Annotated in this window: 25 protein-coding genes; 16 read left to right on the forward strand and 9 right to left on the reverse strand. The window is 43.6% G+C overall.

All coding sequences use genetic code 11. The features are described from left to right. Positions 1-51: 51 nt before the first annotated feature. A complete protein-coding gene (locus tag AC0LWN_RS28315) occupies positions 52-1,431 on the reverse strand; it encodes an MFS transporter (RefSeq protein WP_474671276.1) in 1,380 nt (459 codons plus the stop codon). 110 nt (positions 1,432-1,541) lie between these two features. Between AC0LWN_RS28315 and AC0LWN_RS28320 the strand changes: the two genes are divergently transcribed. Continuing rightward, positions 1,542-2,447 (forward strand): LysR family transcriptional regulator, encoded by a 906-nt coding sequence (locus tag AC0LWN_RS28320; RefSeq protein WP_474671278.1) that lies wholly within the window; start codon positions 1,542-1,544, stop codon positions 2,445-2,447. Positions 2,448-2,454: 7 nt separating this feature from the next. Continuing rightward, complete coding sequence (locus AC0LWN_RS28325) at positions 2,455-3,084, forward strand: DUF5071 domain-containing protein (RefSeq protein ID WP_474671280.1); 630 nt, start codon at positions 2,455-2,457, stop codon at positions 3,082-3,084. 335 nt (positions 3,085-3,419) lie between these two features. On the opposite strand, the gene AC0LWN_RS28330 is transcribed toward AC0LWN_RS28325, so the two are convergent. Continuing rightward, positions 3,420-3,638 (reverse strand): helix-turn-helix domain-containing protein, encoded by a 219-nt coding sequence (locus AC0LWN_RS28330; RefSeq protein ID WP_474671282.1) that lies wholly within the window; start codon positions 3,636-3,638, stop codon positions 3,420-3,422. Positions 3,639-3,750: 112 nt separating this feature from the next. Between AC0LWN_RS28330 and AC0LWN_RS28335 the strand changes: the two genes are divergently transcribed. The 3 genes from AC0LWN_RS28335 to AC0LWN_RS28345 all read left to right on the forward strand — a co-directional run bounded on the left by AC0LWN_RS28335 (position 3,751) and on the right by AC0LWN_RS28345 (position 6,690). Continuing rightward, positions 3,751-4,044: a DUF6809 family protein gene (locus tag AC0LWN_RS28335; protein ID WP_474671284.1), complete on the forward strand. Its 294-nt coding sequence runs from the start codon at positions 3,751-3,753 to the stop codon at positions 4,042-4,044. A gap of 29 nt (positions 4,045-4,073) precedes the next feature. Then, positions 4,074-4,331: a hypothetical protein gene (locus AC0LWN_RS28340; protein ID WP_458962773.1), complete on the forward strand. Its 258-nt coding sequence runs from the start codon at positions 4,074-4,076 to the stop codon at positions 4,329-4,331. 754 nt (positions 4,332-5,085) lie between these two features. Beyond that, entirely contained in the window at positions 5,086-6,690 is a 1,605-nt protein-coding gene (locus AC0LWN_RS28345; RefSeq protein ID WP_474671286.1) for a hypothetical protein, read from the forward strand. Positions 6,691-7,428: 738 nt separating this feature from the next. Here the strand turns inward: AC0LWN_RS28345 and AC0LWN_RS28350 are convergent. Then, positions 7,429-7,881, reverse strand: a complete 453-nt coding sequence (locus AC0LWN_RS28350; protein WP_474671288.1) for a VOC family protein — start codon at positions 7,879-7,881, stop codon at positions 7,429-7,431. Positions 7,882-8,010: 129 nt separating this feature from the next. On the opposite strand from AC0LWN_RS28350, the gene AC0LWN_RS28355 reads away from it, so the two are divergent. Next, entirely contained in the window at positions 8,011-8,418 is a 408-nt protein-coding gene (locus AC0LWN_RS28355) for a hypothetical protein (RefSeq protein ID WP_474671289.1), read from the forward strand. Here the strand turns inward: AC0LWN_RS28355 and AC0LWN_RS28360 are convergent. The 4 genes from AC0LWN_RS28360 to AC0LWN_RS28375 all read right to left on the reverse strand — a co-directional run bounded on the left by AC0LWN_RS28360 (position 8,412) and on the right by AC0LWN_RS28375 (position 11,731). Continuing rightward, a complete protein-coding gene (locus AC0LWN_RS28360) occupies positions 8,412-9,245 on the reverse strand; it encodes a DUF6544 family protein (protein ID WP_474671291.1) in 834 nt (277 codons plus the stop codon). The genes AC0LWN_RS28355 and AC0LWN_RS28360 overlap by 7 nt on opposite strands. 7 nt (positions 9,246-9,252) lie before the next feature. Then, positions 9,253-9,717 (reverse strand): MarR family transcriptional regulator, encoded by a 465-nt coding sequence (locus AC0LWN_RS28365; RefSeq protein ID WP_474671293.1) that lies wholly within the window; start codon positions 9,715-9,717, stop codon positions 9,253-9,255. A gap of 139 nt (positions 9,718-9,856) precedes the next feature. Next, entirely contained in the window at positions 9,857-10,681 is an 825-nt protein-coding gene (locus AC0LWN_RS28370) for a lipase family protein (RefSeq protein ID WP_474671295.1), read from the reverse strand. Between the two features lie 126 nt (positions 10,682-10,807). Continuing rightward, the gene (locus AC0LWN_RS28375; RefSeq protein ID WP_474671297.1) at positions 10,808-11,731 is read right to left on the reverse strand and encodes a hypothetical protein; all 924 of its coding nucleotides are present in this window, start codon (positions 11,729-11,731) and stop codon (positions 10,808-10,810) included. A 297-nt stretch (positions 11,732-12,028) separates the two neighbouring features. On the opposite strand from AC0LWN_RS28375, the gene AC0LWN_RS28380 reads away from it, so the two are divergent. The 5 genes from AC0LWN_RS28380 (at position 12,029) to AC0LWN_RS28400 (ending at position 17,963) form a co-directional block, all read left to right on the forward strand. After that, the gene (locus tag AC0LWN_RS28380; RefSeq protein ID WP_474671299.1) at positions 12,029-13,594 is read left to right on the forward strand and encodes a DNA-binding protein; all 1,566 of its coding nucleotides are present in this window, start codon (positions 12,029-12,031) and stop codon (positions 13,592-13,594) included. A 250-nt stretch (positions 13,595-13,844) separates the two neighbouring features. Continuing rightward, positions 13,845-14,870, forward strand: coding sequence for an ATP-binding cassette domain-containing protein (locus AC0LWN_RS28385; RefSeq protein ID WP_474671301.1), 1,026 nt, complete (start codon positions 13,845-13,847; stop codon positions 14,868-14,870). Then, complete coding sequence (locus AC0LWN_RS28390) at positions 14,867-15,679, forward strand: ABC transporter permease (RefSeq protein ID WP_474671303.1); 813 nt, start codon at positions 14,867-14,869, stop codon at positions 15,677-15,679. Before AC0LWN_RS28385 ends, AC0LWN_RS28390 begins: the two co-directional genes overlap by 4 nt. 164 nt (positions 15,680-15,843) lie before the next feature. Next, positions 15,844-16,731 (forward strand): alpha/beta fold hydrolase, encoded by an 888-nt coding sequence (locus AC0LWN_RS28395; protein ID WP_474671305.1) that lies wholly within the window; start codon positions 15,844-15,846, stop codon positions 16,729-16,731. A gap of 377 nt (positions 16,732-17,108) precedes the next feature. Beyond that, the gene (locus AC0LWN_RS28400) at positions 17,109-17,963 is read left to right on the forward strand and encodes a P-loop NTPase family protein (protein WP_474671307.1); all 855 of its coding nucleotides are present in this window, start codon (positions 17,109-17,111) and stop codon (positions 17,961-17,963) included. 219 nt (positions 17,964-18,182) lie between these two features. Here the strand turns inward: AC0LWN_RS28400 and AC0LWN_RS28405 are convergent, their stop codons facing one another. Both AC0LWN_RS28405 and AC0LWN_RS28410 read right to left on the reverse strand, forming a co-directional pair. Continuing rightward, entirely contained in the window at positions 18,183-18,623 is a 441-nt protein-coding gene (locus tag AC0LWN_RS28405; protein WP_474671309.1) for a RidA family protein, read from the reverse strand. A gap of 402 nt (positions 18,624-19,025) precedes the next feature. Continuing rightward, a complete protein-coding gene (locus AC0LWN_RS28410; protein ID WP_474671311.1) occupies positions 19,026-19,478 on the reverse strand; it encodes an Lrp/AsnC family transcriptional regulator in 453 nt (150 codons plus the stop codon). A gap of 177 nt (positions 19,479-19,655) precedes the next feature. Here AC0LWN_RS28410 and AC0LWN_RS28415 point away from each other — a divergent pair, with 177 nt between their 5' ends. The 5 genes from AC0LWN_RS28415 to AC0LWN_RS28435 all read left to right on the forward strand — a co-directional run bounded on the left by AC0LWN_RS28415 (position 19,656) and on the right by AC0LWN_RS28435 (position 23,366). Next, positions 19,656-19,793 carry a hypothetical protein gene (locus AC0LWN_RS28415; RefSeq protein WP_474671313.1) on the forward strand — a complete coding sequence of 46 codons (138 nt, stop codon included), beginning with the start codon at positions 19,656-19,658 and terminating at the stop codon, positions 19,791-19,793. Next, complete coding sequence (locus AC0LWN_RS28420) at positions 19,790-21,319, forward strand: MFS transporter (RefSeq protein WP_474671315.1); 1,530 nt, start codon at positions 19,790-19,792, stop codon at positions 21,317-21,319. The genes AC0LWN_RS28415 and AC0LWN_RS28420 overlap by 4 nt, the downstream gene beginning before the upstream one ends. Positions 21,320-21,458: 139 nt before the next feature. Continuing rightward, positions 21,459-21,710 (forward strand): transporter suffix domain-containing protein, encoded by a 252-nt coding sequence (locus AC0LWN_RS28425; RefSeq protein ID WP_474671317.1) that lies wholly within the window; start codon positions 21,459-21,461, stop codon positions 21,708-21,710. A gap of 92 nt (positions 21,711-21,802) precedes the next feature. After that, positions 21,803-22,756 carry an alpha/beta hydrolase gene (locus AC0LWN_RS28430; protein ID WP_474671319.1) on the forward strand — a complete coding sequence of 318 codons (954 nt, stop codon included), beginning with the start codon at positions 21,803-21,805 and terminating at the stop codon, positions 22,754-22,756. 46 nt (positions 22,757-22,802) lie between these two features. After that, on the forward strand, positions 22,803-23,366 hold the full coding sequence (locus AC0LWN_RS28435; RefSeq protein ID WP_474671321.1) for an RBBP9/YdeN family alpha/beta hydrolase: 564 nt from the start codon (positions 22,803-22,805) through the stop codon (positions 23,364-23,366). Positions 23,367-23,717: the final 351 nt, after the last annotated feature.

Consider the following 23,717-nt stretch of genomic DNA (forward strand, 5'->3'; position numbering starts at 1 on the left):
AGACAAATTTTGTTGAAGGTGGTGTTATTTTTTGTGATTCATCGGGTAGTTTCAAGACACCTCACTTGACTTCCGATGCCGCCGACTCATGAATAGCAACAATAATGCAATGGTCGTGAGAATAATCCCAAGTACTTGAAATCCCTCAAAGCTAAACTTACCTCTCATTACGATCCCTATCAACAAGGAAGAGAGGATGGTTCCCAGATATCTTGATGTATTAAATAATCCGGATGCTAAACCGATGATTTCTTTTGGTGAACTTTGGAACAAAGCCGCTTGCATACCTACGTTGTTTAACCCGTTGCTAATCCCGAATGCAACCAAAGCCAAACACACGCTGATAACCGGAGAAGTTTGATTAAGTGTCACGAGCCATACCGACCCCAAAGTCATCAAAATTGCAGATACTAGCATTGCTGGTCCTGGTCCTGATTTATCAATCCATCGTCCTGCTATTGGAGAAGTAACCAGAGAGCAGAGACCTAAGCTTAACATGAGTATCCCTGTTTGGAACTCGCTGACATGGCGAACCATCTGCAAGTAGGACGGAATTCCAAAAAAGAGTGAGTAATATAGTATGTTAACGAGTATGAACTCCACATTAACCCAAGTCATCGCTGGATATTTGGCGAATGTGCGTAAAGGAATAAAGGGTGAGGTCGCTTTTAACTCATGTCGTACGAATACTCCCAGCAGGGCGAGTCCTACCAGTGAAACAATGACATTTCCTAAAGCGATGTGCCCAGATGATTTTGCTGAGAGTAATCCAATGAGCAGCGCAACCAGACCTATTGTGAAGAGCAGGACCCCTGATCCATCAATCCAATCCAACCATTTGCGAACGGACAAGCCTGGTGCAACGGCTAATGACAGGTTCTCCTTAGGAATAGTTCTCCACGACAATAGAAAGCTCACTGCCACAAATGGAATATTGACGAAAAAGATCGCGGGCCAGCTCCACCAGTGTATGATGACCCCGCCAATAAAGGGTCCAATGGCTGCTGCTCCGGATAGGAAGATCGACAAAATAGACAACGCTGTCGCTTGTTTTTCTGTGACATGAATTCGCACTATGGCCATCCCAACGGCAACCATCATGCTTGTTCCAATGGCTTGCACAATGCGGAATACGATGAGCCACGCGAAGCTTGATGCGAATGGAGCCAAGAATGAGGCAATGAACGCTACAACAAGCCCGCTAAGAAATATCTTCCTATGACCCAATAAATCGCTGGCCTTTCCCATGACGGGTTGAGCGATGCTACTTGCGATGTAGAAAGAAAAAATAATCCAGGAGACACCTGTATAGTCAAGCTGGAAGGAACTTTGCAATCTTGGAATAGCAACAGAAACCATTGAAGAATTTAATGGGTTCAATAGTATCCCTAGACCAACTGAAATCATTAGCCACCAATTACGAGCACTCATTTTGGGTCCCCCTAAAGCGTATTAATGACATCGTACTTGAATTTAATTATTCATTCCAACGCATTTTATGTTATATTCTCATTGACTTAAAGGAATGAATGGGGTGCGAAATGGAACTTCTTCAGCTGCAATATTTTCTCGCGGTAGCCCGGTTGGAACATGTGACCGAAGCTGCACGAAATCTACACGTTACTCAATCATCCCTTAGTAAAACAATTCAGCGATTGGAGGAGGATCTAGGGGTTCCTTTATTCGATCGGGTAGGAAGGAACCTGCGTCTGAATGAGTTCGGAAGCAGATTCCTTTGCCGTGCAGAAAGAGCTTTGTTTGAATTGGAACAGGGGAAGCAGGAGCTTAGAGATTTATCTCACCCGAAGCATAGCACGCTTGAATTAGCGGTGACCACCGCAAGTACATTACCCAATATCCTCCGTGAATTTCGGAAAAAGCGACCTGATATACAATTTCATGTGCAGATGCTGACTACGAAGGAAATGGTTAGACTTTTGGATAGAGGAGAGGTGGATTTTTGTTTGTCCTCACCTCCTATAGAGGGAGACAACATTGTATGCCAAATCGTTTATACTGACCCCATCCTTGTAGCGGTTCCTAAGGGGCATCGGTTGGCAGATCAAACCATCGTTTCTTTGACTGAGCTAAGGGATGAACGGTTTGTCGGTGTGAAGAGTGGCTATGGAACTCGCGATTTAATAGATTCTTTGTGCCAATCGGTTGGATTTGTGCCTAAATATGTGTATGAGGGGGATGAACCTGCGAGGTTGATTACTCTTGTAGAAGCTGAGATAGGCCTAGCCTTCATACCAAGCACAGCAAGGAATTCACGGGATGACATCAAATATCTTCAAATAGAGAATCATGAATTGGTACGGGAAATAGCTTTAATATGGCACAAGAGTCGGTACATTTCGCGAGCTGCTTTGGAATTTCGTGAGGTGGTTGTAGAATACTTCGAATCTATATCTAGTCAATTTGATCTTAGTTCGATAGGGGAGTGAAGCACAAATGGATCACCCTAATCCGCCAAGAGATAAGAGTGATTATAAAAGTGTTGAATTGCTGGCTCGGTCAGAAGGGTCACTGGTTATTCCCTTATTACCAGAACTCTTGACATGGTTGCAGGATATGAATTGGCCTATAGCCATAGACATTGTTGAGATATTACTCAAGTATAGGACTGAAACGATTCCGCATGTCAAAATGATTCTTGCTCAACAAGACATCGGCTGGATATATAACATCCTCAGCTATTTGATCAGCGAATGGGATACGGAACTTGTCTCAAGATTGTCTGCAAGTTTACAGGAACTAGCGCAAACTATGGATAACTATGAAGATACGGATTTGCTGTCCATCGAAATTTTATTCAATCACCGCCTGATTGAGGCAAATGAAGCAAAAGCACTCTTATTAAGGAAACGGAGTGAAGCAGAAGGTTGTCTCGATAATTTTACAGCAGAACAAAAAGTTATGTTTTCCGAGTTGGAGAATGAACTGCTCGATATTCTAAACACAGAAGGTAAGCGAATCGTTAATTGCGTAAAGGAAAATAGTGAGTCCTTGAATCAAAAATACCAGTATGAAAATTTGCTTCGCCGTCAGCAAGAAATTGAGGTGAGGATAAAGAATCTGTAACGTAGTAATATGTATTACATTATTAATTTATCTCTGGTATAGTGGAGTCAGAAAATGCCGTACAATGCAAAGAGAGCCTTGCTGTAACACGACTCTCCGGTGCAATAGCTCATTTAAGGGCGGCGGCTTTATAAAGGCACTACCCACAGAAATAGGTCGCGATCCTGGTCAGAGGGCGGCCTATTTCTTTTTCTGATGCTGACTAGAAAGGTAAATGATTAGTACTTTATTAAGTAACACTTTTGGAATGGTTACAGGATATGAATTCTAATTTAACTTGAATAAAATAAAGCTTCCGTGAAATATCACGGAAGCTTTATTTTTGAGCACTAATCCTATTTGCCGGTCAGCCGCTTTGGATTATCTGTCTGATTCAGCAGATAGTCGATACTCACTTTGTGGAAATTGGCTAGCTCGATCAGAAGGACGCTGGGTATATCTAAATTTCCATTCTCATATCGGGAGTAGGTTGCTTGCGTAATATGTAATAACTCTGCCATTTGTTGTTGAGTTAGGTCTTTGTCTTCACGTAGATCACGAATTCTTCTGTACACTGCTCATCACCCATGCTAAGTTTACTTTATGCGAAAACTGCATATTGATATTTATGCGGTTTTCGCATAAAATCTAAACATGGAGAAAAATTCCTCTTCAAAGGGAGGCTTAATGAAAATCATTTTGGAGGATTTATATTATGGGAGAGGGCGGCCGAATGAGTTGATAAAATCAAGTGATCCTAAGTTTCAGCAGATTGATCAGCAAATTAATGACTCCTTGAATATTCTTCAAGAGAATGTGTCAGAAGATGATTTTGAGCAGATTGAAAAGCTGTTTGACTTATTAAGCGAGTCTAATTCTCTTCATTCCACAGCGGCATTTGTCCACGGTTTTCGAACGGGTGCTTTAATGATGATTGAAGTATTTAGTGAGAGAAGGAAACTAGCCCTAAGTAGCTTTTAATAGATAAAAGCAGTCTGGAGGGATCGCTGATGGCATCTGTACAACAAGATGAAGCGAATCAAAAGAAACTATTGATTGACGAAATTCTGACTTGCGAGAACTTCGCTATCATTCATAGGAAAATGGTTCCGGCTATCAAAGAGGGGATAACGGAAAAAGCGATTAAGCAATTGAAGCTGCTTCGTGCTACATACCTTTATTCTTTTGAAAATTCACTGAAATTGTTAACCAAGGCAGAACGAGAGTTTTTAAATACACAAGTAAAACCAAGCCAGGGCGGGGATTGATCCGTTAAGGCTTGGTTTTTTGTTAAATGCTAATAATTCATCTATTAAAAACATGGAAAAATCCGATTAATATGTATATGTAATCAAATAAATCGAAAGGATGTTCTATATTAGAAAATATATAAAAGTTGTTATTTCTATTTGTGCAAGCTTAATATCGGGATTCATGATCCCCTCTGCATTCATAGGGTACAGTTTCAATGCTGGAGGGGGATATTTTGCAGGAGATAAAGAAGCTATGATAACGCACATATGGATTCTTGTGGTAAGCTTGTTGATGTTTATTCTATCTTTAGTTTGGTCTAAAAGATATTTGTACTGTATTCTGTCGTTTTTATCTGCTTCACTTTTAGGTATATTTTATATTTCAATCTGAAATCAAGGTGTCCAAAGAAAATAAAGTAATAGACTGAAAAATAAAGTGTTAGACTCGGAAAATAAAGTTGTAGACTGAGAAAATAAAATATTAGACTGGCCGCGCTTCATTAAGCGAACGGGCAGGATAGTTTAATGATTTCGAAATAATCTACACATTGAGAAGCTAAGTTTTCGACCCAGGCAAAAGCTTCCATTAGTTGTTTCAGGCTAAACCAGTGGTGTCTGTAGTATGCCTAGCTGCTGTAACTCCGCATCCAAGTTGCCCCCTGACGAAGCCGTGCGGTACACTTGGTAACGGAGGGATGCTCGGCTGTTAAGGAGAAAATAAAATCTATATCGATTAAACTTGAAAATTCACAAAAAAGGCGGTTAATGAATGGTTAAATTGTTGAACAGCATGGCAGGCAAAATCATAATTATAACGTTGCTGTTAATCAGCACAGTGTTATCGAAGAGTGGTATACAGAGTGTTTATTCTGCCTCAGAGAACAAGCAGGTAGTGGCTATACACTTTGAATATGACCGTAACGAGGAAAAAAATCTGATCATTCCCGCTGTGTCGGTCTATACACTGAGCTACAGCACAGGGGAAAGGAAATATGAAAAGTATGTTTTTGATGAACTGGCTTATTCACCACCTGCCGGTTTTGTCACAGACTGGAGGGAGTTCATATCAACCGCAGATCAAGCGGGCAAAACAGAAGAGTTCAGCTTAATGGCATGGAGCTATACGGTGATCAACAAAGGACAAATTTTCAGCTATGGCCTATATAGGGGAGAAAAAAGTACATATAGCACAGGGTATCACGCCGATACCACTAACATCTCCCAGAAATTATATTCTTTTGACTACAGTAAAAAGCAAATGAAACTGCTGAGAACGGCAGAAAACACCGAGAAAAGTGATATCACCTCTGCCGGCACAACTATTGAATTGCTGGCCAAAAATGATGTTTACACCGTTGACAACACTGCAACTAAACAGAAGCAATTCTACTCCCTTTCTGACAACAAGTATATTTTATCCGTCAGCCCGCAGGATTTCCTGGGGTCCAGAGACATCCTTTCCTGCATAAGAGGTTACGGCAGCGGGTGCTACACGGGCAATGGCTCCATCTCAGTAAACGATAATCTGGTCATCCGCAAAAACGGGAAAATCTATGAGCTGGACAAGCAAAAAAACCTTAAGGAAATCAGGCAGATGAGCACGACCCGGGAACAGTGGAAAGTACAATTTGGAGATTACATAATGGAACCAAGAAAATATAATAACAATAATAGAATTTATATGGTCAATCAAAAGACGAAAAAAGCAATCGCCATTACACCGGAAAAAGCTTTTGTGTCAATAATACATCTATCACCCAATCAGAGATACTTAGTATTCGATCTGGAGTATGACCGGGGAGAGCGCAGGAGCTTTCTGGTCTATGACACCGTCACTCAGAAGAAACTCCATGAAATAGCCATGCCCTACAAACAATGGCCTTTGGATCTGACCTGGCATTCAAATACAAATCTTGAATACACACCATTCACTAGCAATAGCCCCGATTATGTAAAGGATGTACATGTTGAAATCGTGAAGGGAATTGTTACCAAGGAGGATTCTGACCCCTACGACAGACCGGATGACTATGTCATTACGCCCGATGTGGATCAAAGCTATTTTACATATGCCAGACCGTGGGAAATTGTGTATGAGGGTAAGCCTGTTGTATTTCATGATCAGCCGGCCTTTTTGGGAGTAAATGATCTGCTGTACTGCTCCGTAAAAGATTTAGCAACCGCCCTCAATGCCACGCTTATCGTTAAACCCGGCAAAATTGAGCTTAGCTACAAGAACAAAAAGGCCTACGTAGATCTAAAAGCAAAGGATATTATCATTCAGGAGGGTACAGCCTATGCGCCAATGAAGCCAATCGCAGTCAAGCTTGGCCTACAGTACAGCAAAACAGAACGCGAAATTTCGCTTAAATGAATCTCCTGCATCGATGCTCCCATGTGAAGCCGTGTTGCAACGGCGGGAAGTCCAACTGCTGCAACACCCCGCACTTGATTGTTCTCGGGTGAGCCGGTTGGAACCAGCAGCGGGGAGAGTAGAACACTTGGACTGTGTTCATTGATGTATCGATTAAAACGCCTTTTTATACAAGAACATTAATCCAGTCGATAACTTATTCCGGGGAGATAATCTGCAACAATAACACTTCCTGATGATCCTTTTTTCAGAGAATTAAGCTCAAGCATAGAAATAAGTTCATAATTGGAAAAGGTATTTGATTGTTGGTTCAACTAACGGAGAACGTTAGTTCAATGAGACAGCGACAGTCTAGGACTTTATTTTCTTGTCCATGGCAGTCGCTGTTCCAATTTCAAGGGTCAGTCTAAAACTAATTTTATGGAGACTGATGGTACGGCAACTCGAAACTCCGTGTAGAATATAGAAAACCAGTCTAATACTTTATTTTCTTCTGACACAAGGCTATGATAAATCCTAATGTTGATCTTTACGATAAGAAAACCGCCTCGTTGAAGAGGCGGCTTATTGAACTATCGGACCCGTTAGTTGAGTCTCTTTAATTTGGTTTTTCATTGGTTTCCGTTAAAGTTCATGCATCATGCACCCAACTTCTTCGAGATACTTTCATACTGCTTTTCTGTTTCTATTTTTTCTCTAGTAATGTATATTTCAGTTAAGTCTTCTTTTAAACGTCACTTATTTATTACCGAGTTGTTCCGCCAAACCGATTAGAAGTCCTTCAATTCCACGAATGTAGCAGAGCCGATACGAGTCCTCGTACTGCACCACTTCGCCAACGAGCTGAGCACCATGCTTAGTGAGCCTGGATACCATTTCGTCAATGTCTTCAACGGCGAACATGACGCGTAGATAACCGAGGGCATTTACAGGAGCAGTTCGGTGATCTGATATAGTAGGCGGGGTGAGAAATTGCGAAAGTTCAAGTCGGCTGTGACCATCTGGGGTAACCATCATAGCAATCTCTACACACTGTGAACCCAGCCCGGTTACACGGCCAGCCCATTCACCTTCGACAGTAGCTCGTCCTTCGAGCTTCAAGCCAATCTCCTCGAAAAAAGAGATTGCGTCATCAAGGGATTCTACAACGATGCCAACATTGTCCATTCTCAGTAATTTATTTTTTGCCATAGTTTTATCTCCTTATATGTACAAAAATTTATTACCTGAGCATCTTCATATTTATTTTATCAAGAATTACTAATTCCTTCCAAGCAAAGTTTAACTAAATATTCGAATATAAAGAAACGAGTGAACAACATGAACAATGAAGAAGAACTCCTCGAACGCTTCGGAATAGAGCCGGCAATACAGCATCGAGACAGCATCCGGCAGCTTTTACAGGCAGAAATTAAGAATGAAGACTCGGAGGACAATGAGTATTTAAAAGCACTGTGCATCCTGCTGTTCTCCATAGGAGTTGTTGAGGACACTCTGCTGATATGGGCAGCCAAAAGGAAAAACTTCGACACCAGCGCCTATATCGACGTTCAGCTTCTCTGCGGCGCAGGCGTCAAGGAGACTATGGAATATCTGCAGGCACAGCCGAATGAAGATGCTCAGAAGCAACTAGCATATCTGCAGCAGTGTGAGCCTTATGATTTGGAGGATTTTTCAAAAAAAGAATGGATGGACGGCTATAAACGCTATTATGGACTTGATCATTGATACTTCACCTGGAAATTTCTGCTGTCAAAATAAACAAGATCCCCGCTGTCATAATGCCACACGGCCTTCAGATGAGTCGGTTGTCTAACACCGTCAATAAGCTTGTAATCCTCCATGTAGGCTGACCACCGCACCTGCTGCTTGGAGCCGTCCATCCCGATGGCGGTCCGGTCGTCAGTTGTGAAGGACAGGCATTCTCCGTTGTCGCGAAAACTGAATATTCCACCTGCAGTAATGCCATAGTAGGAGATGGTCGCCCTGGCATGAGTATCGTCGATGGGTTCCCAAGTGATATAGCTCTGTATAGCCGCACTCGGCAGCAAGAGAGCTTCCGACAAAAAAGTAACCAGACACGCCTGATCCATTTCTTCGCCCCGCTGGTTGAAGAGAGTGAACATTTTGGCTAAGACGCCCTTCATGCCACCTACTCCGTCTACATAGGAATCCAGGCCTTGAAAGGGAATGCCGTACATAGTCGTATCAATTAGGGCAATTCTTGTTGGCTGCTGAGCGAAGTTGTATTGGGTGTAATCTATGGAAATTGCAGGCTTCTTGGGGGACAGAATGAAGTCTACATTTGAAAAAATGATGTTCATCGAAGACATTTTAGGTTTGCCGGTATATCCGCCGGTTTCAAAATACTTCCGCACAGGAGAAGGCAGTACCTTCCAGTCTTCGCTTGTGAACACACTGTTCTTCATTTCGGCACGGGCAAGCTGCCCGTCAGCGATCCGCCGGAATTCTGCTTTCGTTTTGGAGTACGGGATGCCCCAGAAAATAATCATGCCGATAGCAAAGCTGGCCAGAAATATCAACAGAAGAACCATAATTTTTCTACTCCTTTTCTTCATCTGAGGAATCCGACTCCATTCGGGAGATGTTGTCAGTGAGCCGGGTCAGACCGCTGTATAGGCCGCGAGTTAACTCAGCATCGAAGGAGTGGAACAGAGCTTCCATGAACTGATCTTCCCTCACACTTCTTCCCGCAAAATAAACCATACATTTCTCCGTAAGCTGCAACCTTACCATACGCGCATCGCTGCTGTCCTTGGTCAGGGTGACAAACCCCTGTTTCTCCAGAATCAGAGCCATCTTCTTCACGTTTTGCCGGGAGCTGCCAATCATTTCGGCAACATCGCTTAAGGTGGGTGCGGGGGAACCGCTCTTCAAAATGATGGCGATCAGCAGCCACTGCTTCATCGTTACTTTGTCATCCAATTTATCGCCCAGCACTTGCAGGCGGTTGGCGAGCGTAAGTATAGCGCCCAGTATGTAAGCTTGCTGCTCTTTTTCGTCCAATGCGTTCATCTCCTATTATTAAAAAGGTAACCTATTACGTTTTTATTATACGTAACAGGTTACCTTTATGTCCATCTTTATTTATCGACGCTGGTCATAGCCACACTTCGTTAAAGTGCTCCTTTTTCCTCAAAATCCGTCATTCTGCATATAGCTCTCTTGAATTATGGGGTTGCTCTGTAACAACTGGACAGAACCCAGGGTTCGAAGTACATAACGCTTCGGTAAATTCCGGCTCAGGTTTTGAGAGCTTGGCGAAATAGTTGCTGAGGATGTGATTGAGGTTAATGGCTCCTTTCTGGAATGGCTGGGAGGAGAGGGACTGCACATGGCTGTAGTAGTACCGTTTCTCCCGTCTTGGCAGCTTGTAAATCGAAGGCGGGGCGTGTGTGACAATGTCGAATGGATTGGCAATGCGGTAGCTGGTCTGGACATACTTGGCACAGGCTTTTGCAAACGCCGGATCGCCTACACGGGGTGAAGCGAAGGTGTATAGGCGGGGTGCGGTAAAAGAAGAGTTGGCCGCAATATCAACGGCACACAAGGTTGCGAGCGCGCCGCCCAGGCTGTGGCCTGTGATGTAGAGGGTTTTGTCGGGCGACAGACTGTCTAGTAGAGAGAGAATTCCGTTTCGGGCGGAAGCATAAATGCCTGTGAAGCCGCGGTGCGTCAGGCAATCTTCCTTGATGTATTTGAACTGTTTTTGCGAGGCATTGGCGTTAGAAATCCAGTTAGGCATTGAACTGCTTCCCCGAAAGGCAACAATAATCTCTTGCGGAGATTCTAGTATGAACCCAAACCGCTCCCATACCTGGGTGATCGACTTCGCTTGAATCGTGTAGCTGACCGAGTAACCGGCTGGAACGGTGAACGCACCGTCTGTATTCGTAAATTGGGCATAGGTCTGTTCGCAGACTGCTGCCAGAAAGATCGTCCTCTCCTGAAAATGATTAGTGCTGCTCACCTGAATCCCCGCCTTTCTCCACTATCTATGTATGATGAACTTACTGGATTGGTGCCTAGATAAGTTGAACTTTAGATTTTCATTTTAAAATTCCAAGCTGATCAGGATATATTCTGAGGAACTTCACTATAGCTGTAATTGCGCCTCTTTCCAGATTTTTGCGGTTTTCGGATCCATTTCCTCTAAGCGTTTAAATACAGTCGGATCATTTTTAAATCTATCAAATAGTTGAAAATACTGAAAATCATAGGACTTTGACTGCAGGTCACTCCAAAGTTTATTTGCAGATGGATCATTCAGATTAAAAATTAAATATTCGACCCAATTTGTTTTTCTTTGTTCGTTAGGAATCATCGACAATGAATTAATGTATACATTTTTGGTAGGTGTACCACCGACTTTTATGTATGGCTTACAGATTACAGGGATGAGATCCGGATATGTGTCTCCAAGGTCAAAAGCTAGACGCATAGCTTTAGCCATTACTCCAACATTTGGTTCAGTAGGTATAATATTCATGATTGAGTCGATAGCAGTTTTCCCGTATTTGTCTCTAAACAAATCTATTATGGTACTTCTAACTAAAAGATTTTTATTCACTTCCATTTCTCTACCAAGTAAAGGGAGCTGTTCCGCATTTGCAACAGATACCATTACCCGATAAGCCGCTTGTCTCTTTGGTGAACTTGCCTGAGGATAAGGTTCAATTTCGTTCAAAAATAAAATAAAGTTTTTCATTAAATACTTAGAAAAAAAGTCTGTCATGATATTTTCAGAAGATTTTGATGTAGAAGCAGATTCTGCTAGTGCATGTAAGAGCAGTTTGCGATCTAAATTCAAAAGGTAATTTAGATTCTTTACATCTGTCTGACTTAATGTATTTGGATTTTTTTTATACAGACTAGAAATACGAGTATTAACATCCTTTTGAAATACGGAAGTAATCTCAATGTTTCCAGACGAAGCTGAGGCAAAATTGAAGCAGTTAATGATTGAAAGTAACACGGAAACAAACATTAAAATAATGATTTTCTTACCTGAAATTCTCATTGGTATTTTCCCCCTTGTATTATTAAGATTACCAGTATGTAATATCGACATTAATAAATTGATTCATTAGGTTATTCTTATTAGCACACTAGATAGGCAACTTATATAGATGGTGAAATTCATATCCGGGAAGCAAAAATCTACAGCAGTTTGTCCGAAGTTTTGTTGTTCTTGGGTCAAAAATGTTCGCAAATTGTAAAAAATAGCAAAACCATCTTCTATTCCAAAATTTTCTATGTTATTCTAACCACAGCCATCCTTGGCTACAATCGAATGAAGAGAATGGAGGAATGAAGAATGTTTCAAAGCTTCCTGCGTCTGCGCAAAACCTGGACAAGCCTGGCGATTGCCGCTATGCTGGCATCTGCTGTAAGTATCGCGCCGGTCCGGGTCAATGCGGAAGGGCCATCCGACCCCGCGCCTAGTATTACCCCGGCTACGTCGAACGGCAAGAAAGTGCTGTTCGACAATACGCATGCCCAGACAGCCGGTGCAGCGGATTGGGTAATCGACGGCGGCTTCTCGGATTTCGCGAACGGGCTGGCAGCCCAAGGCTACTACGTTAAAGAGCTGCGCAAGAGCACGCCGATTACGTTATCTGATTTGTCCGGCTACGACGTATTCATCATTCCTGAAGCGAATATCCCGTACAAAACCTCCGAGCAGAGCGCACTGCTTAGCTATGTACAAGGCGGGGGCAGCCTTTTCTTCATCAGCGATCATTACAATGCGGACCGGAACAAAAACCGCTGGGATGCCTCTGAGGTCTTCAACGGCTACCGCCGGGGAGCCTGGGCAAATCCCGCGCTTGGCATGACTGCGGAGGAAGCGGCTTCGTCCGCGATGTCCGGGGTTGCCAGCTCGGATTGGCTGTCCTCCAATTTCGGTGTAAGATTCCGCTACAACGCGCTTGGGGATGTGACGGCCAGCAGCATCGTGGCTCCGTCGCAAGCGTTCAATATTACAAGCGGGGTATCCAGCGTGGCAGTTCATGCCGGATCAACACTCGCCATTACCGACCCGACGAAGGCGAAGGGGATCGTCTATGTGCCGACAACGGCTACCGCCTGGTCCAATGCAGTGGATGCCGGAGTATATAACGGCGGCGGAGTTGCGGAAGGACCGTTTGTCGCTGTAGCCAAGGTCAGCGCAGGCAAAGCGGGCTTTATTGGAGATTCTTCCCCGGTCGAGGACGCTTCTCCTAAATACAAGAGGGAGGAAACGGGCGGCTCCAAAACGACATACGATGGCTATAAGGAGCAGGACGATGCCACTCTTTTGATCAACATGGTGAACTGGCTTGCTACGCCGGAGAGCTATACTTCACTCTCATCGGTACCCGGACTAACGCTGGATACAGCCACTTCATTATATAGCTGGGAAGCACCAGCCAGCTCCACGGAACCGCAGCCGGAACCTTGGGCAGCGCCTGCTGCCGGTTACAAATGGTATGATTCCTCCACCTTCAAGGCAGGCTCATATGGTGTCAGCTCAACCTCCAACCCGACACCAGCGTACGCATTCGGCCATCAGGCGACGCTTCCGAATCAATATGAGTTCCCGGTAGTAGTGACCCTTACCGGTCTTACGGCCGGTTCGACGACTTCCGGCTATAGTCTGGGAGTATACACCAGCTCCGGGACGCAAGTCGCGAAGGTTAAGAACAGCGATGGCTCGTGGCCGTCATCCTATGGTTATAGCTCAACCTTCTCGCTGACGGCTAATGCCAGCGGTGTTGCGACCAAGACCTTTACCGTAACTATCAATCCGAATACAACCGGTGCGGCCAATATGCGGCTCCGATTGAACGGTACGGCAAAATACACCGAATCCGTGACGATTGCGAACGTTCCAGTTGAATAGTTCCTGAGCGGATCAATAATATCCAAGGCTTGAGGTAATGGCTAAACGCCTTATCTCAAGCCTTTTTTGTGTGATCGTACGCCCGCTTCTACGTCCGGGGACCGAGACATAAATGCGCTTGGAGACCGTTAAGCCGCTTATTCCTTAGAGTTATAATGAAGCAGCACTAAGGAGTAACTGGCAAGTTTATATTCAGTTTAAATTAGCCATTTATGATCCTTGCATAACGAACGTTTAGGAGGAGTAACAAATGAGTCAACACTCGAAAGCTGGTTCACAATCTAAAGACTGGGCCATCGAAGCCCGAGGGCTTGTCAAGGATTTTGGGGACAACCGGGCAGTGGATGGTGTGGACCTGCAGGTAGCTACGGGTTCGATTTATGGCGTGCTTGGGCCGAATGGAGCGGGGAAAACTACAGCGGTCAGAATGCTGGCAACGCTGCTAAAACCGGATGCCGGTTACGCGCGGGTTTTCGGTCATGATGTGGTGAAGGAGCCGCAGATCGTGCGCCAATTAATCGGTGTAACTGGACAATACGCGTCAGTGGATGAGTCGCTTAGTGCGACTGAGAATCTGGTGATTTTCTCCCGGCTGCTCGGGCTGGGCCGCGCTGAAGCACGCCGCAAGGCAGCGGAGCTGCTGGAGGAATTTGGTCTCAGCGAAGCAGCTAAACGCCCGCTCAAAAATTTCTCCGGCGGAATGCGCCGGCGGCTCGATTTGGCCGCAAGCCTGATCGCGCAACCGCCGCTCATTTTCCTCGATGAACCGACGACGGGGCTCGATCCGCGCACACGCAACCAGATGTGGGACACGATCCGGCGCTTGATTAAAGCTGGCTCAACCGTTTTGCTAACCACACAATATCTTGAAGAGGCAGATCAGCTCGCGGACCGGATTGCCGTAATCGATCATGGCCGGGTGGTCGCTGAGGGAACGGTAGATGAGCTGAAATCATCAGTCGGTACCTCGTCCTTACAATTAAGAGTTCAGAATCCGCTGCAAATGGAATTAGCCCGGCAGACGGTTGAACGGGTGCTAAGAGTAAAGACCAGTATATCTGCAGAAGCCGCGAAGATTACTGCACCCATGGGGAATGCTGACCGGGTCACTGATCTGCTGATTGCCCTCCGTGAGACGGGAGTTTCCTTAGCGGAGCTGAGTGTGCAGAAGCCAACGCTCGATGAGGTGTTTCTGAGCATTACAGGCCACGGGGCAACAGAACAATCCGCTTCTCCGTCCGCCAAATCAATTCAAATGGAGGGACAAACCATATGAGTACTTTAATTAAGCCAGGCGCCACGCGCCAACTGAAAAACCGCACAAGCTTCGGTCAGGCGGTACGTAATTCACTTACGATGGCTTATCGGGGCCTGCTGAAAATCAAACGCACACCTGAGCAACTGTTTGACGTCACACTTCAGCCGATTATTTTCACACTGATGTTCACTTATATCTTTGGCGGGGCGATCTCTGGAGATGTCCAGAATTACTTGCCGGTGATCATCCCCGGGATTCTCGTCCAGACTGTAATCGGCACTTCGATTGTTACAGGCGTCCAGCTTCGTGAGGATATGGAAAAGGGCGTATTTGACCGCTTTAAGTCCCTGCCGATCTCGCGGATTGCCCCACTTGCGGGAGCGCTGCTGGCAGATACGGTCCGGTATACCATTGCTACTGTGCTTACTTTCGTAATGGGATATATCATGGGCTTTCGTCCCGAAGGCGGACTCGGATATGTTGCTCTCGCGGCTCTGCTCGTGATCGGCTGCTCATGGGCTGTAAGCTGGATCTTCGCCTTCTTCGGCGTAATCGCGCGTACCGCTTCCAGTGTACAGGGAATATCCATGCTCGTGCTGTTCCCGCTGACCTTCCTCTCGAATGCCTTTGTACCAGTCGATACGATGCCGGATTGGCTTCAGTGGTTCGTCAACGTGAACCCGATTTCGCATCTGGTTTCGGCTGTCCGGAATCTTGTTAACGCAGGTACGATGGGCTCAGATATTGTCTATTCCCTCGTTGGTGCCGCAGCAATCGTAGCGGTCTTCGCACCTATCACAGTGCGCGCATACATGCGCCGGACGTAATAGCAAAAAATCATCAGGTAACCCTTATGACGGGGTTGCCTTTTTTTATTGACTGTTTAAGCTATTCCGTTAGGCGAACTATGTGAAATCTCATTGAATGATTGAAATATTTATACCAAGATAGGCATAATCAAAGAGAATTTACCAACACCAGGAGGGCAAAAATGATTGAGGAAATTATCGAGCTTGAACATATTGGAATTAATGTACGGTATGAATTAAACCTTAAGCCGGTTGTTTTATTTCTGCATTTTAGCGGTGGGAATTTGCATATGTGGGACGGGGTTATACCGCTATTTGAGCAAGAATACAGCATCATTGCTCCGGATATTCGCGGACACGGGAAATCCGGCAAACCCTTAACGGGATATCATATTGATGATATGGCGAACGACATTTACTTACTGTTGCAGCGGTTTAACGTAGAACAATGCCATATTGTAGGCAGTTCGATGGGAGCTGAGGTTGGACTAAGTCTAGCCGCATCACATCCTGGGTTTGTGCGTTCCTTTATCTGCGAGGGGGCACTCTACAATGAGTTCGGAGAATATGGGACTTTCAATGGTACTGCGGAAGAAATCGAGCGCCGCAAAGAAGAGGAACGGACTCGACTGGCTGAAAGGGTAGAACGTGTATTTACAACGATAGAAGAGTATGTCGAAGAGGAACGGGCGGAGCTGACACAGGAAGGATTATGGAATGATAACTTCTTAACCTTCTTTGAAAATAATCTGCAACAGTTGCCAAACGGTGGTTATACATATTGCTTCTTAAACCGTGTTAGGACAGAATACGTTCAAAAATATTGGGATCTAAAGTTCGAACAATATTACACAAAGGTACAATGCCCTGTGCTGTTTCTTCCCAGCGCAGAAGAGTGGGCGGATGAGAAAATTAATCGCAGCATGCATGCATTTGCTAGTCTAGTAGATGAATCTGAAATTGAGCGTATAGATAATTCTATCCATGCCTATGTCTGGCTGCTGCTTCCGGTGGCAGCGTGTGAAGCAGCCAAGCGATTTATAGGTAAGCATGGTATCAGAAGAAAATAAAGTTCTAGACTGAAAAATAAAGTATTAGACTGACGATGCTTCATTAAGTCAGCGGGCAGTTTTGTATGGCAAGCCCTTGATTGTATTTGTCTATGCGTAATGTTAATCTAAACAATAGAGATGCAAATAAAGGAGCTTAAACCTTATCATGTGGATTACTCTGTAAAGATTAACAGTCCGAAAAGATGCCTGAAATAGTGACTACACTATTTTATTGGGCATGCTTTTCTTTAATCTTACAGGGTATGCAGGGAAAGGTGTCTCATAAACCTATTCTGCGGATACCTAATGGTATCCGCTTTTAATTTCGTGGGAAGCCGCATCTCTATTGATTCTCACCTGCTTATCCTCCTAATAGCGAATGGAGGAACTTTATTATGAGACCTAAGTTAGTCTTAATTGAGGGATTACCAGGATTCGGGAAAACAACAACTGCTCAACTAGTTCACGAAATTCTTACGGAAATGAACATTAAATCTCAACTGTTTTTAGAAGGAAATTTAGAACATCCTGCTGATTATGATGGAGTTGCCTATTTTCAGAAAAATGAATTCTATGATTTATTGAATACCCATGAAAAGTTCAAAGATTTGTTGAGTAATCGTGTAATTAAACATGGCGACAATTACTTCCTAGAATATCGGAAAATAAAAAACGAATACGAGTCAAGTTTTCCAGATGAATTGCTACATGCAGTTGCCAAAAATGATGTTTATGAATTGTCACTGGATCAAAACAGGAAACTGATAACAGAGAAATGGAAGAAGTTTGCGGAGAGTGTTTTGAAAGGTACAGACCCCTTTGTTTTTGATTGTTGTTTTTTACAAAACCCTATAACCATGGGGATGATTAAATATGCAGCAAAGAAGGAAGACGTTATAAGTTATGTTTTAGAATTGGCAACAATTGTGGAGCCGCTGAATCCATTGTTGATTTACGTAGAACAGGACGATCTTGAACATTCTTTCAGAAAGGCTGTAAAGGAAAGACCTCAAGAATGGTCAGAGGGATTTATTGAATATTATACAAGCCAAGGGTATGGAAAAAAACATAGTTACAAAGGGTTAGAGGGAACTCTGCAGGTTCTTAAGGCAAGAAGGGATTTGGAAGAAGAAATATTTAATGGAATAAATATAGTCAAGAGAAAAGTGGACAACTCTTCGTATGATATAAACGATTATAAGCAAGTTTTAGTGGGGGTTTTATCAGATTATTTTGGCCCAACAAACTAACGAGGGTCTATTATGCTATAGGGGAACGTTAGCTCAATAAAAACAAGAAGGCAGCTAAATATATGATCTGCGAATGGGGGAAACAACAGTGTGCCGGCTTTGGGGGCTGTAGTGATAGGCATAGTTTTTTTGTTTAAATCAAAAGAAGTATCTCCCGAACAAGGAAATACTTCTTTTTTTGACTCATAAAGCTACCTTTTATGGCTCGATCCGCATTCCTTATTTTTCCAAGATGGCGATCGCTTCGATCTCGATTAAAAGATCAGGACTGACAAGTTTAGACACTCCGATGTGAGAACGAGCCGGTCTATGTCCATTGAAAAAGGCGTTATAGACTTCGTTTACTTCATTTTGCAGATCCATACGCTTATTAAAGATGGTTGTCTTAACAATATCGTTGATCGTACCTCCGGCGGCTTCCACGACAATTTTGAGATTTTCAAGAACAATTTGCGTCTGTTCTTTAATCGAGCTCGGCAGAGACATACCTGTATCACTTCTCTCGGACTTTGGAACCCAACCAAAAGAGGGGTGACTGTAATACAGAGGATAGGCCGTAGCACCCGAGAGGTATAAGGTTGTTGCTCCATGCTTCACTTCATAACCTAATGAAAATGGCATATCGTCAACGTAACCAGGCAAAACAATCGTTTTTTTCATTTTAAATAAAGCCTCCTTTTTGAAATCTGGAATTTACGGTTTGAATCCGTCAGGCGCAATTTCGATTGCGATCAAGCCGCGTCGCCACTCATTTTAAACATATATATTATGTACTACAATATAAGAAACATATATCTGTATCGGTACAGATGCATCTCGGGGGCTTATTTTGATGCATAAATTTTTGCTAGTATTAAGAGATTTGGAACAATTAATCTCTAACTGAACAAAAATGTTTCTCACGCGCATACAGATGAAAGGCGTCAGTGAATTAGGTAAGCATCAAATAGCCCACACCTTGTAAACAAGATGAGGGCTATTTATGCTTTTAGTCAGCCTTAAACACGCGACAAGGTTGGTTTTCTGTTGTCGATCTCTAGGCGTCCTTCCATCGTGATAGCATTAGTCAACTCCATTTGCTTCTTTGGGAGAATGAATTAGAAGATTATGATCGATCGGTGAAGACATGACAATCAGGATTGTATAGGTTCCATATTTATCGCACTGATTGCCAAACGCTTCGAGCGTGCGTGTGGATTCCGTCACTACTTTTAATAAATAACTGTGTTCTCCGCTTATGCGGTGGCACTCGGCAACATGGGGAGATGCATGGACAAAATCAAGAAACCCCAAGCAGTCTCTAGTCCGAAACAACATATAGGCTGCCGCATGCTTCCCAATTTTTTCAGGAGAAATGACGGTACGATACTCTTCGATTATTCCCTTTTCTTCCATTCTCTTAACTCGTTCCGTTACAGCAGGTTGGGACAATCCCACGCTTTTACCCAGTTCAGTCATCGAAATCCTTGCCTGGTTTTGAAGATAGAAGAGGATTTGTTTGTCTACATGATCCACTTTGAGTGTTGTCCTCCTTAAAATTAAAGGTATTTTAAATAAATAACTTTTATTTCTTTGTATAATCATCATATTTGATTTGATGTGTTATGTAAAATGAAAGATTTTAATTATATAATAAGACTCACGTGAATAAGGGCGATTCACACATAAGAAGTCAGAGAGGAAGGGCAAGTAATGAGCAAATACGATTTAAATAAGGCAGGTACAGAAGATTTACAGGCATGTATTGATGAGGTCGTTGATTGTACAATTGACGAAAAAAAGCTGGCTGGTGCTTTTATCCAGTCTAAGTTTGGAGGATACTCTCAATGACTCTCTCCCATTCCAGCAAAAATATAATAGCATTGGCCGCGATATGTTTGTCCGCGCTAATGTTCGGCCTCGAAATTTCCAGTGTGCCAGTGATACTTCCAACCCTGGAAAAGGTATTGCATGGCAATCTCAAGGATATGCAATGGATTATGAACGCCTACACCATTGCTAGTACGACAGTTCTAATGGCTGTTGGAACGCTGGCTGACCGGTTTGGAAGGAGGCGTATTTTTATTATCAGCCTCGTCTTGTTCGGCATTACATCCTTGATTTGTGGCTTGGCACAAAGCACGTCAGTTCTGATCGTCAGCCGGTTTCTTCAAGGCGTGGGTGCTGGCGCGATGCTGATTTGCCAGATAGCAATTCTTTCGCATCAGTTTCAGGAAGGAAAAGAACGAAGTAAAGCCTTTAGCGCATGGGGGATCGTGTTCGGTATCGGCCTCGGTTTTGGACCCATCATCGGCGGCATGATTGTGGCCGTTTCGAACTGGCATTGGGTTTTCCTAGTCCACGTCCCGCTGACCATCCTCACTTTGATCTTTGTTTTAGGCAGCGTGGAGGAGTCCAGCGATCCGCAGGCGAAAAAGTTGGACATTATCGGCATCGTCATGCTTTCGTTGACGGTTTTTGGGCTGGTATACTTTATCACGCAAGGGCCGGAACTCGGCTTTACCAGCATAGCCGCCATCAGCACTCTTGTTGCAACGGCAGCATGTTTCATTATTTTTCTGTTTGCGGAAAAGCTCAGCACCCATCCGATGTTCGACTTCTCCGTGTTCAGGATACGTAATTTTTCCGGCGCGCTCTTTGGCTCCGTCGGCATGAATTTCAGTTTCTGGCCGTTTATGATCTATCTGCCGATCTATTTCCAGAGCGGTCTTGGTTACGGCACCGTGGCAGCTGGGCTGTCTCTCTTGGCTTATACGCTGCCCACCCTGGTGATTCCGCCTCTGGCAGAGCGCCTTTCGCTCCGCTATCAGCCGCGCATAGTCATCCCATCGGGTCTGTTCATCATCGGCATAGGCTTCATTTTGATGAAATTTGGCAGCGGCGGCGATCACGCCAACTGGTTGACTATGCTCCCCGGTTCCCTGTTGGCTGGTATTGGGCTTGGCTTAACCAACACGCCTGTGACCAACACGACCACCGGCTCGGTTCCGAGTACCCGTGCAGGCATGGCTTCCGGCATAGACACGAGTGCCAGATTGATCAGTCTAGCCATCAACATCGCCGTGATGGGCTTCATTTTACAGGAAGGCATCCTGTCTTATTTGAAGCGGGTCCTTCCTGGGACTCTCGATATAACGCAATTGCGGACTTTGGCCGAGAAGATAGCCGCTGGAAACACTACCTCTCTCAAGCAGGGTTTGCCAGAACTATCCTCTCTGGATGCGTCCGGAGCCGTCGTCCATGCTGCACTTGTGCATGGCTTTGGCTTGGTGATGCTCTATGGTGGCATTGGCGTGTGGGTTTTGGCCGCGATCAGTTTTATGATTTTTGGATCCAAGAGAGCAGCTAGAGTGTGAAGGGCATCGTGCCTGCAGGTGGTTACTTGTGAGTATCTTGTAGTAATACATGGATTTTTTTTGTTGGTCAGAGAAATAATAAATATTCTCAATAAACACTGTGTTACAATAAAGGCTACTTATGTGTTGTTTGCATAAGATGAAGGGTGTGGCGAAATTGCTTAAAAAAATAGGAAAACTTCTATTTGTGCTTACTTTTGTATGCTATGGACTCATTCTATTGATCCCATTATTATCAGTTAGTCTTAAAGTAAAGACCATAATCACTACCTTTTTGGTTGTAATCGGGGAAATAACATTCTGGAGTGGCGGTTTGATTTTAGGTAGAGAAGTTATGAAAAAATACAGAAGCTTGTTTAACCCAAAAAACTGGTTCAAGCGAAATAAATAGTGGCTCAAACAGCGATACTGCCAGGCTTTTCGTCGGTATTTTCAAAGAGTAGATCGCTTTTTAGATAAGTATATAATAGGGGCTGCAAATTCATGAATGAGTTTTCAACATATAATAATTCGGTGATATATTGGAAACAATATCAAAAGTTTTTTCCTGCAGAAATGCAGGTAAATGATAGTAATTTACCAATAGAAGAATGGATGACTTGGAACAATGCTCATATTCATATGGATCGTATGCCTGTTTTGCATTCAAAACTAAAAATTATTTTCATTCATGGTGCCGGGGGCAATGGTAGATTGTTAGCTCCTTATGCACGAATGCTGCAAAAATACGGTTATGAAGTAGTGGCGCCGGATCTACCGCCTTATGGTTTAAGTCATACGAATTCAGTAAAATCGTTGGAATATCAGCTTTGGATTGACATACTTACAGAATTGATCGACCGGGAATTGAAACGGGACGGCAAGCCAATCATCTTGCTAGGCACCAGTATAGGAGGGATGTTAGCATATCACACAGCTGCGCAGAGTAAGCAAGTTAAAGGGTTAATCGCAACGACATTTGTTGATACGAGTAATGCTGAATTTCGTGATCAATTAGCTCCTAACAAACTCATTAGTCGGTTAGGGAAACTTTTATTGGACAAATTTCCTCGTTTATTAGATTCCTTGCATATCTCTGTTAATCATGTTTCTCGAATGCAATTGATTACGAATAACCCTGAAATGACCAAACTCATTATAAAAGATGCTCATGCGGCTGGAACGAAAATCCCTTTACGCTTATTAAGAACGTTCTTAAATATGAAACCGGTAATAAAACCGGAGAATTTTGATGTTTGTCCGGTATTACTCGTTCATCCTGAACTAGACCCCATGACTCCATATATTTTCAGTAGACCGTTTTTTGACAACATAAAAAGCAAAAAAGAATGTGTAATTTTAGAGGGTGCTGGTCATTTTCCGATTGAGCAGCCGGGGTTAGAGCAGATGAATGCTGCTGTACTTTCTTTTTTGAAAAGAGTAGAGAGTGAATTATAAGTGGCATACATGCATTTACAATTACCATAGTCGAGGTGTCCTCAACATGAGCAGAAGTTTTCTAATATTGTATGGAGTCGGTGGCAGTAGCCCCGATCATTGGCAAACTTGGTTACATCAAGAGCTGGTAAAACGAGGTGAAACAGTCCGATTTCCCGACTTTCCAGACAAGGATCAACCTGACAAGAATGTTTGGCTCGACCATTTATCTAGTGTTTTTGAAGAAATTCCACACGATGAAGATGTCATCGTCGTGGCCCATAGTCTAGCGTGTATCATGTGGTTTCACTATGCGGTTTCAACTCCGAAACGAAAAATTCAGAGAGCCATTCTTGTAGCTCCACCCTCGCCATTTTTGGAATATGAGCCGGTGATGACGTTTTTTCCTGTACCAGAAAATATAGATGAGATCGCGAATGTTGCCGAAAAAACTTTGTTTGTTTTATCCTCAACAGATCATTATTGCTCAGTGGAAGATGCTTCATTTTATTTGGTTTTAGGGGTTCCTTGCGTTATGTTGCCTAAAATGGGACACATCAACGTAGAAGCGGGCTACGGTCCGTGGCCATGGATTCTTGATGTATGCATGAACAAGCAAGTTACATTATGATCTTGGCAAGGTTGTTGTACTAAAGGTACTAAATAATAAAACAGGCTATTCGTAAAAAAGCGGCTCATGGTTAATTTTTTGTTTTCTTCTGATATTGAGAGTTTATTAAGGTATTGCCTGCAATTATTGGAATGGATTTAATGGTATTAACTTAATACGTGAAAAGCGGAAGCACCGCCTACGGACCTGTTTGGGTCTGTTAGCGGTGCTTCTTTTTATGTTAAGAAAAATACTATGATAGGGGAGTAGACAATCTATGACTAAGTTTTTCCCTGCTTTACAAAAGAACCATTCTTGGTTCATCAGTGAAAATCTAATTAAACTGATCAACCCGTTATAAGATTCTTCTAA

The organism is Paenibacillus sp. sgz302115, assembly GCF_056120445.1.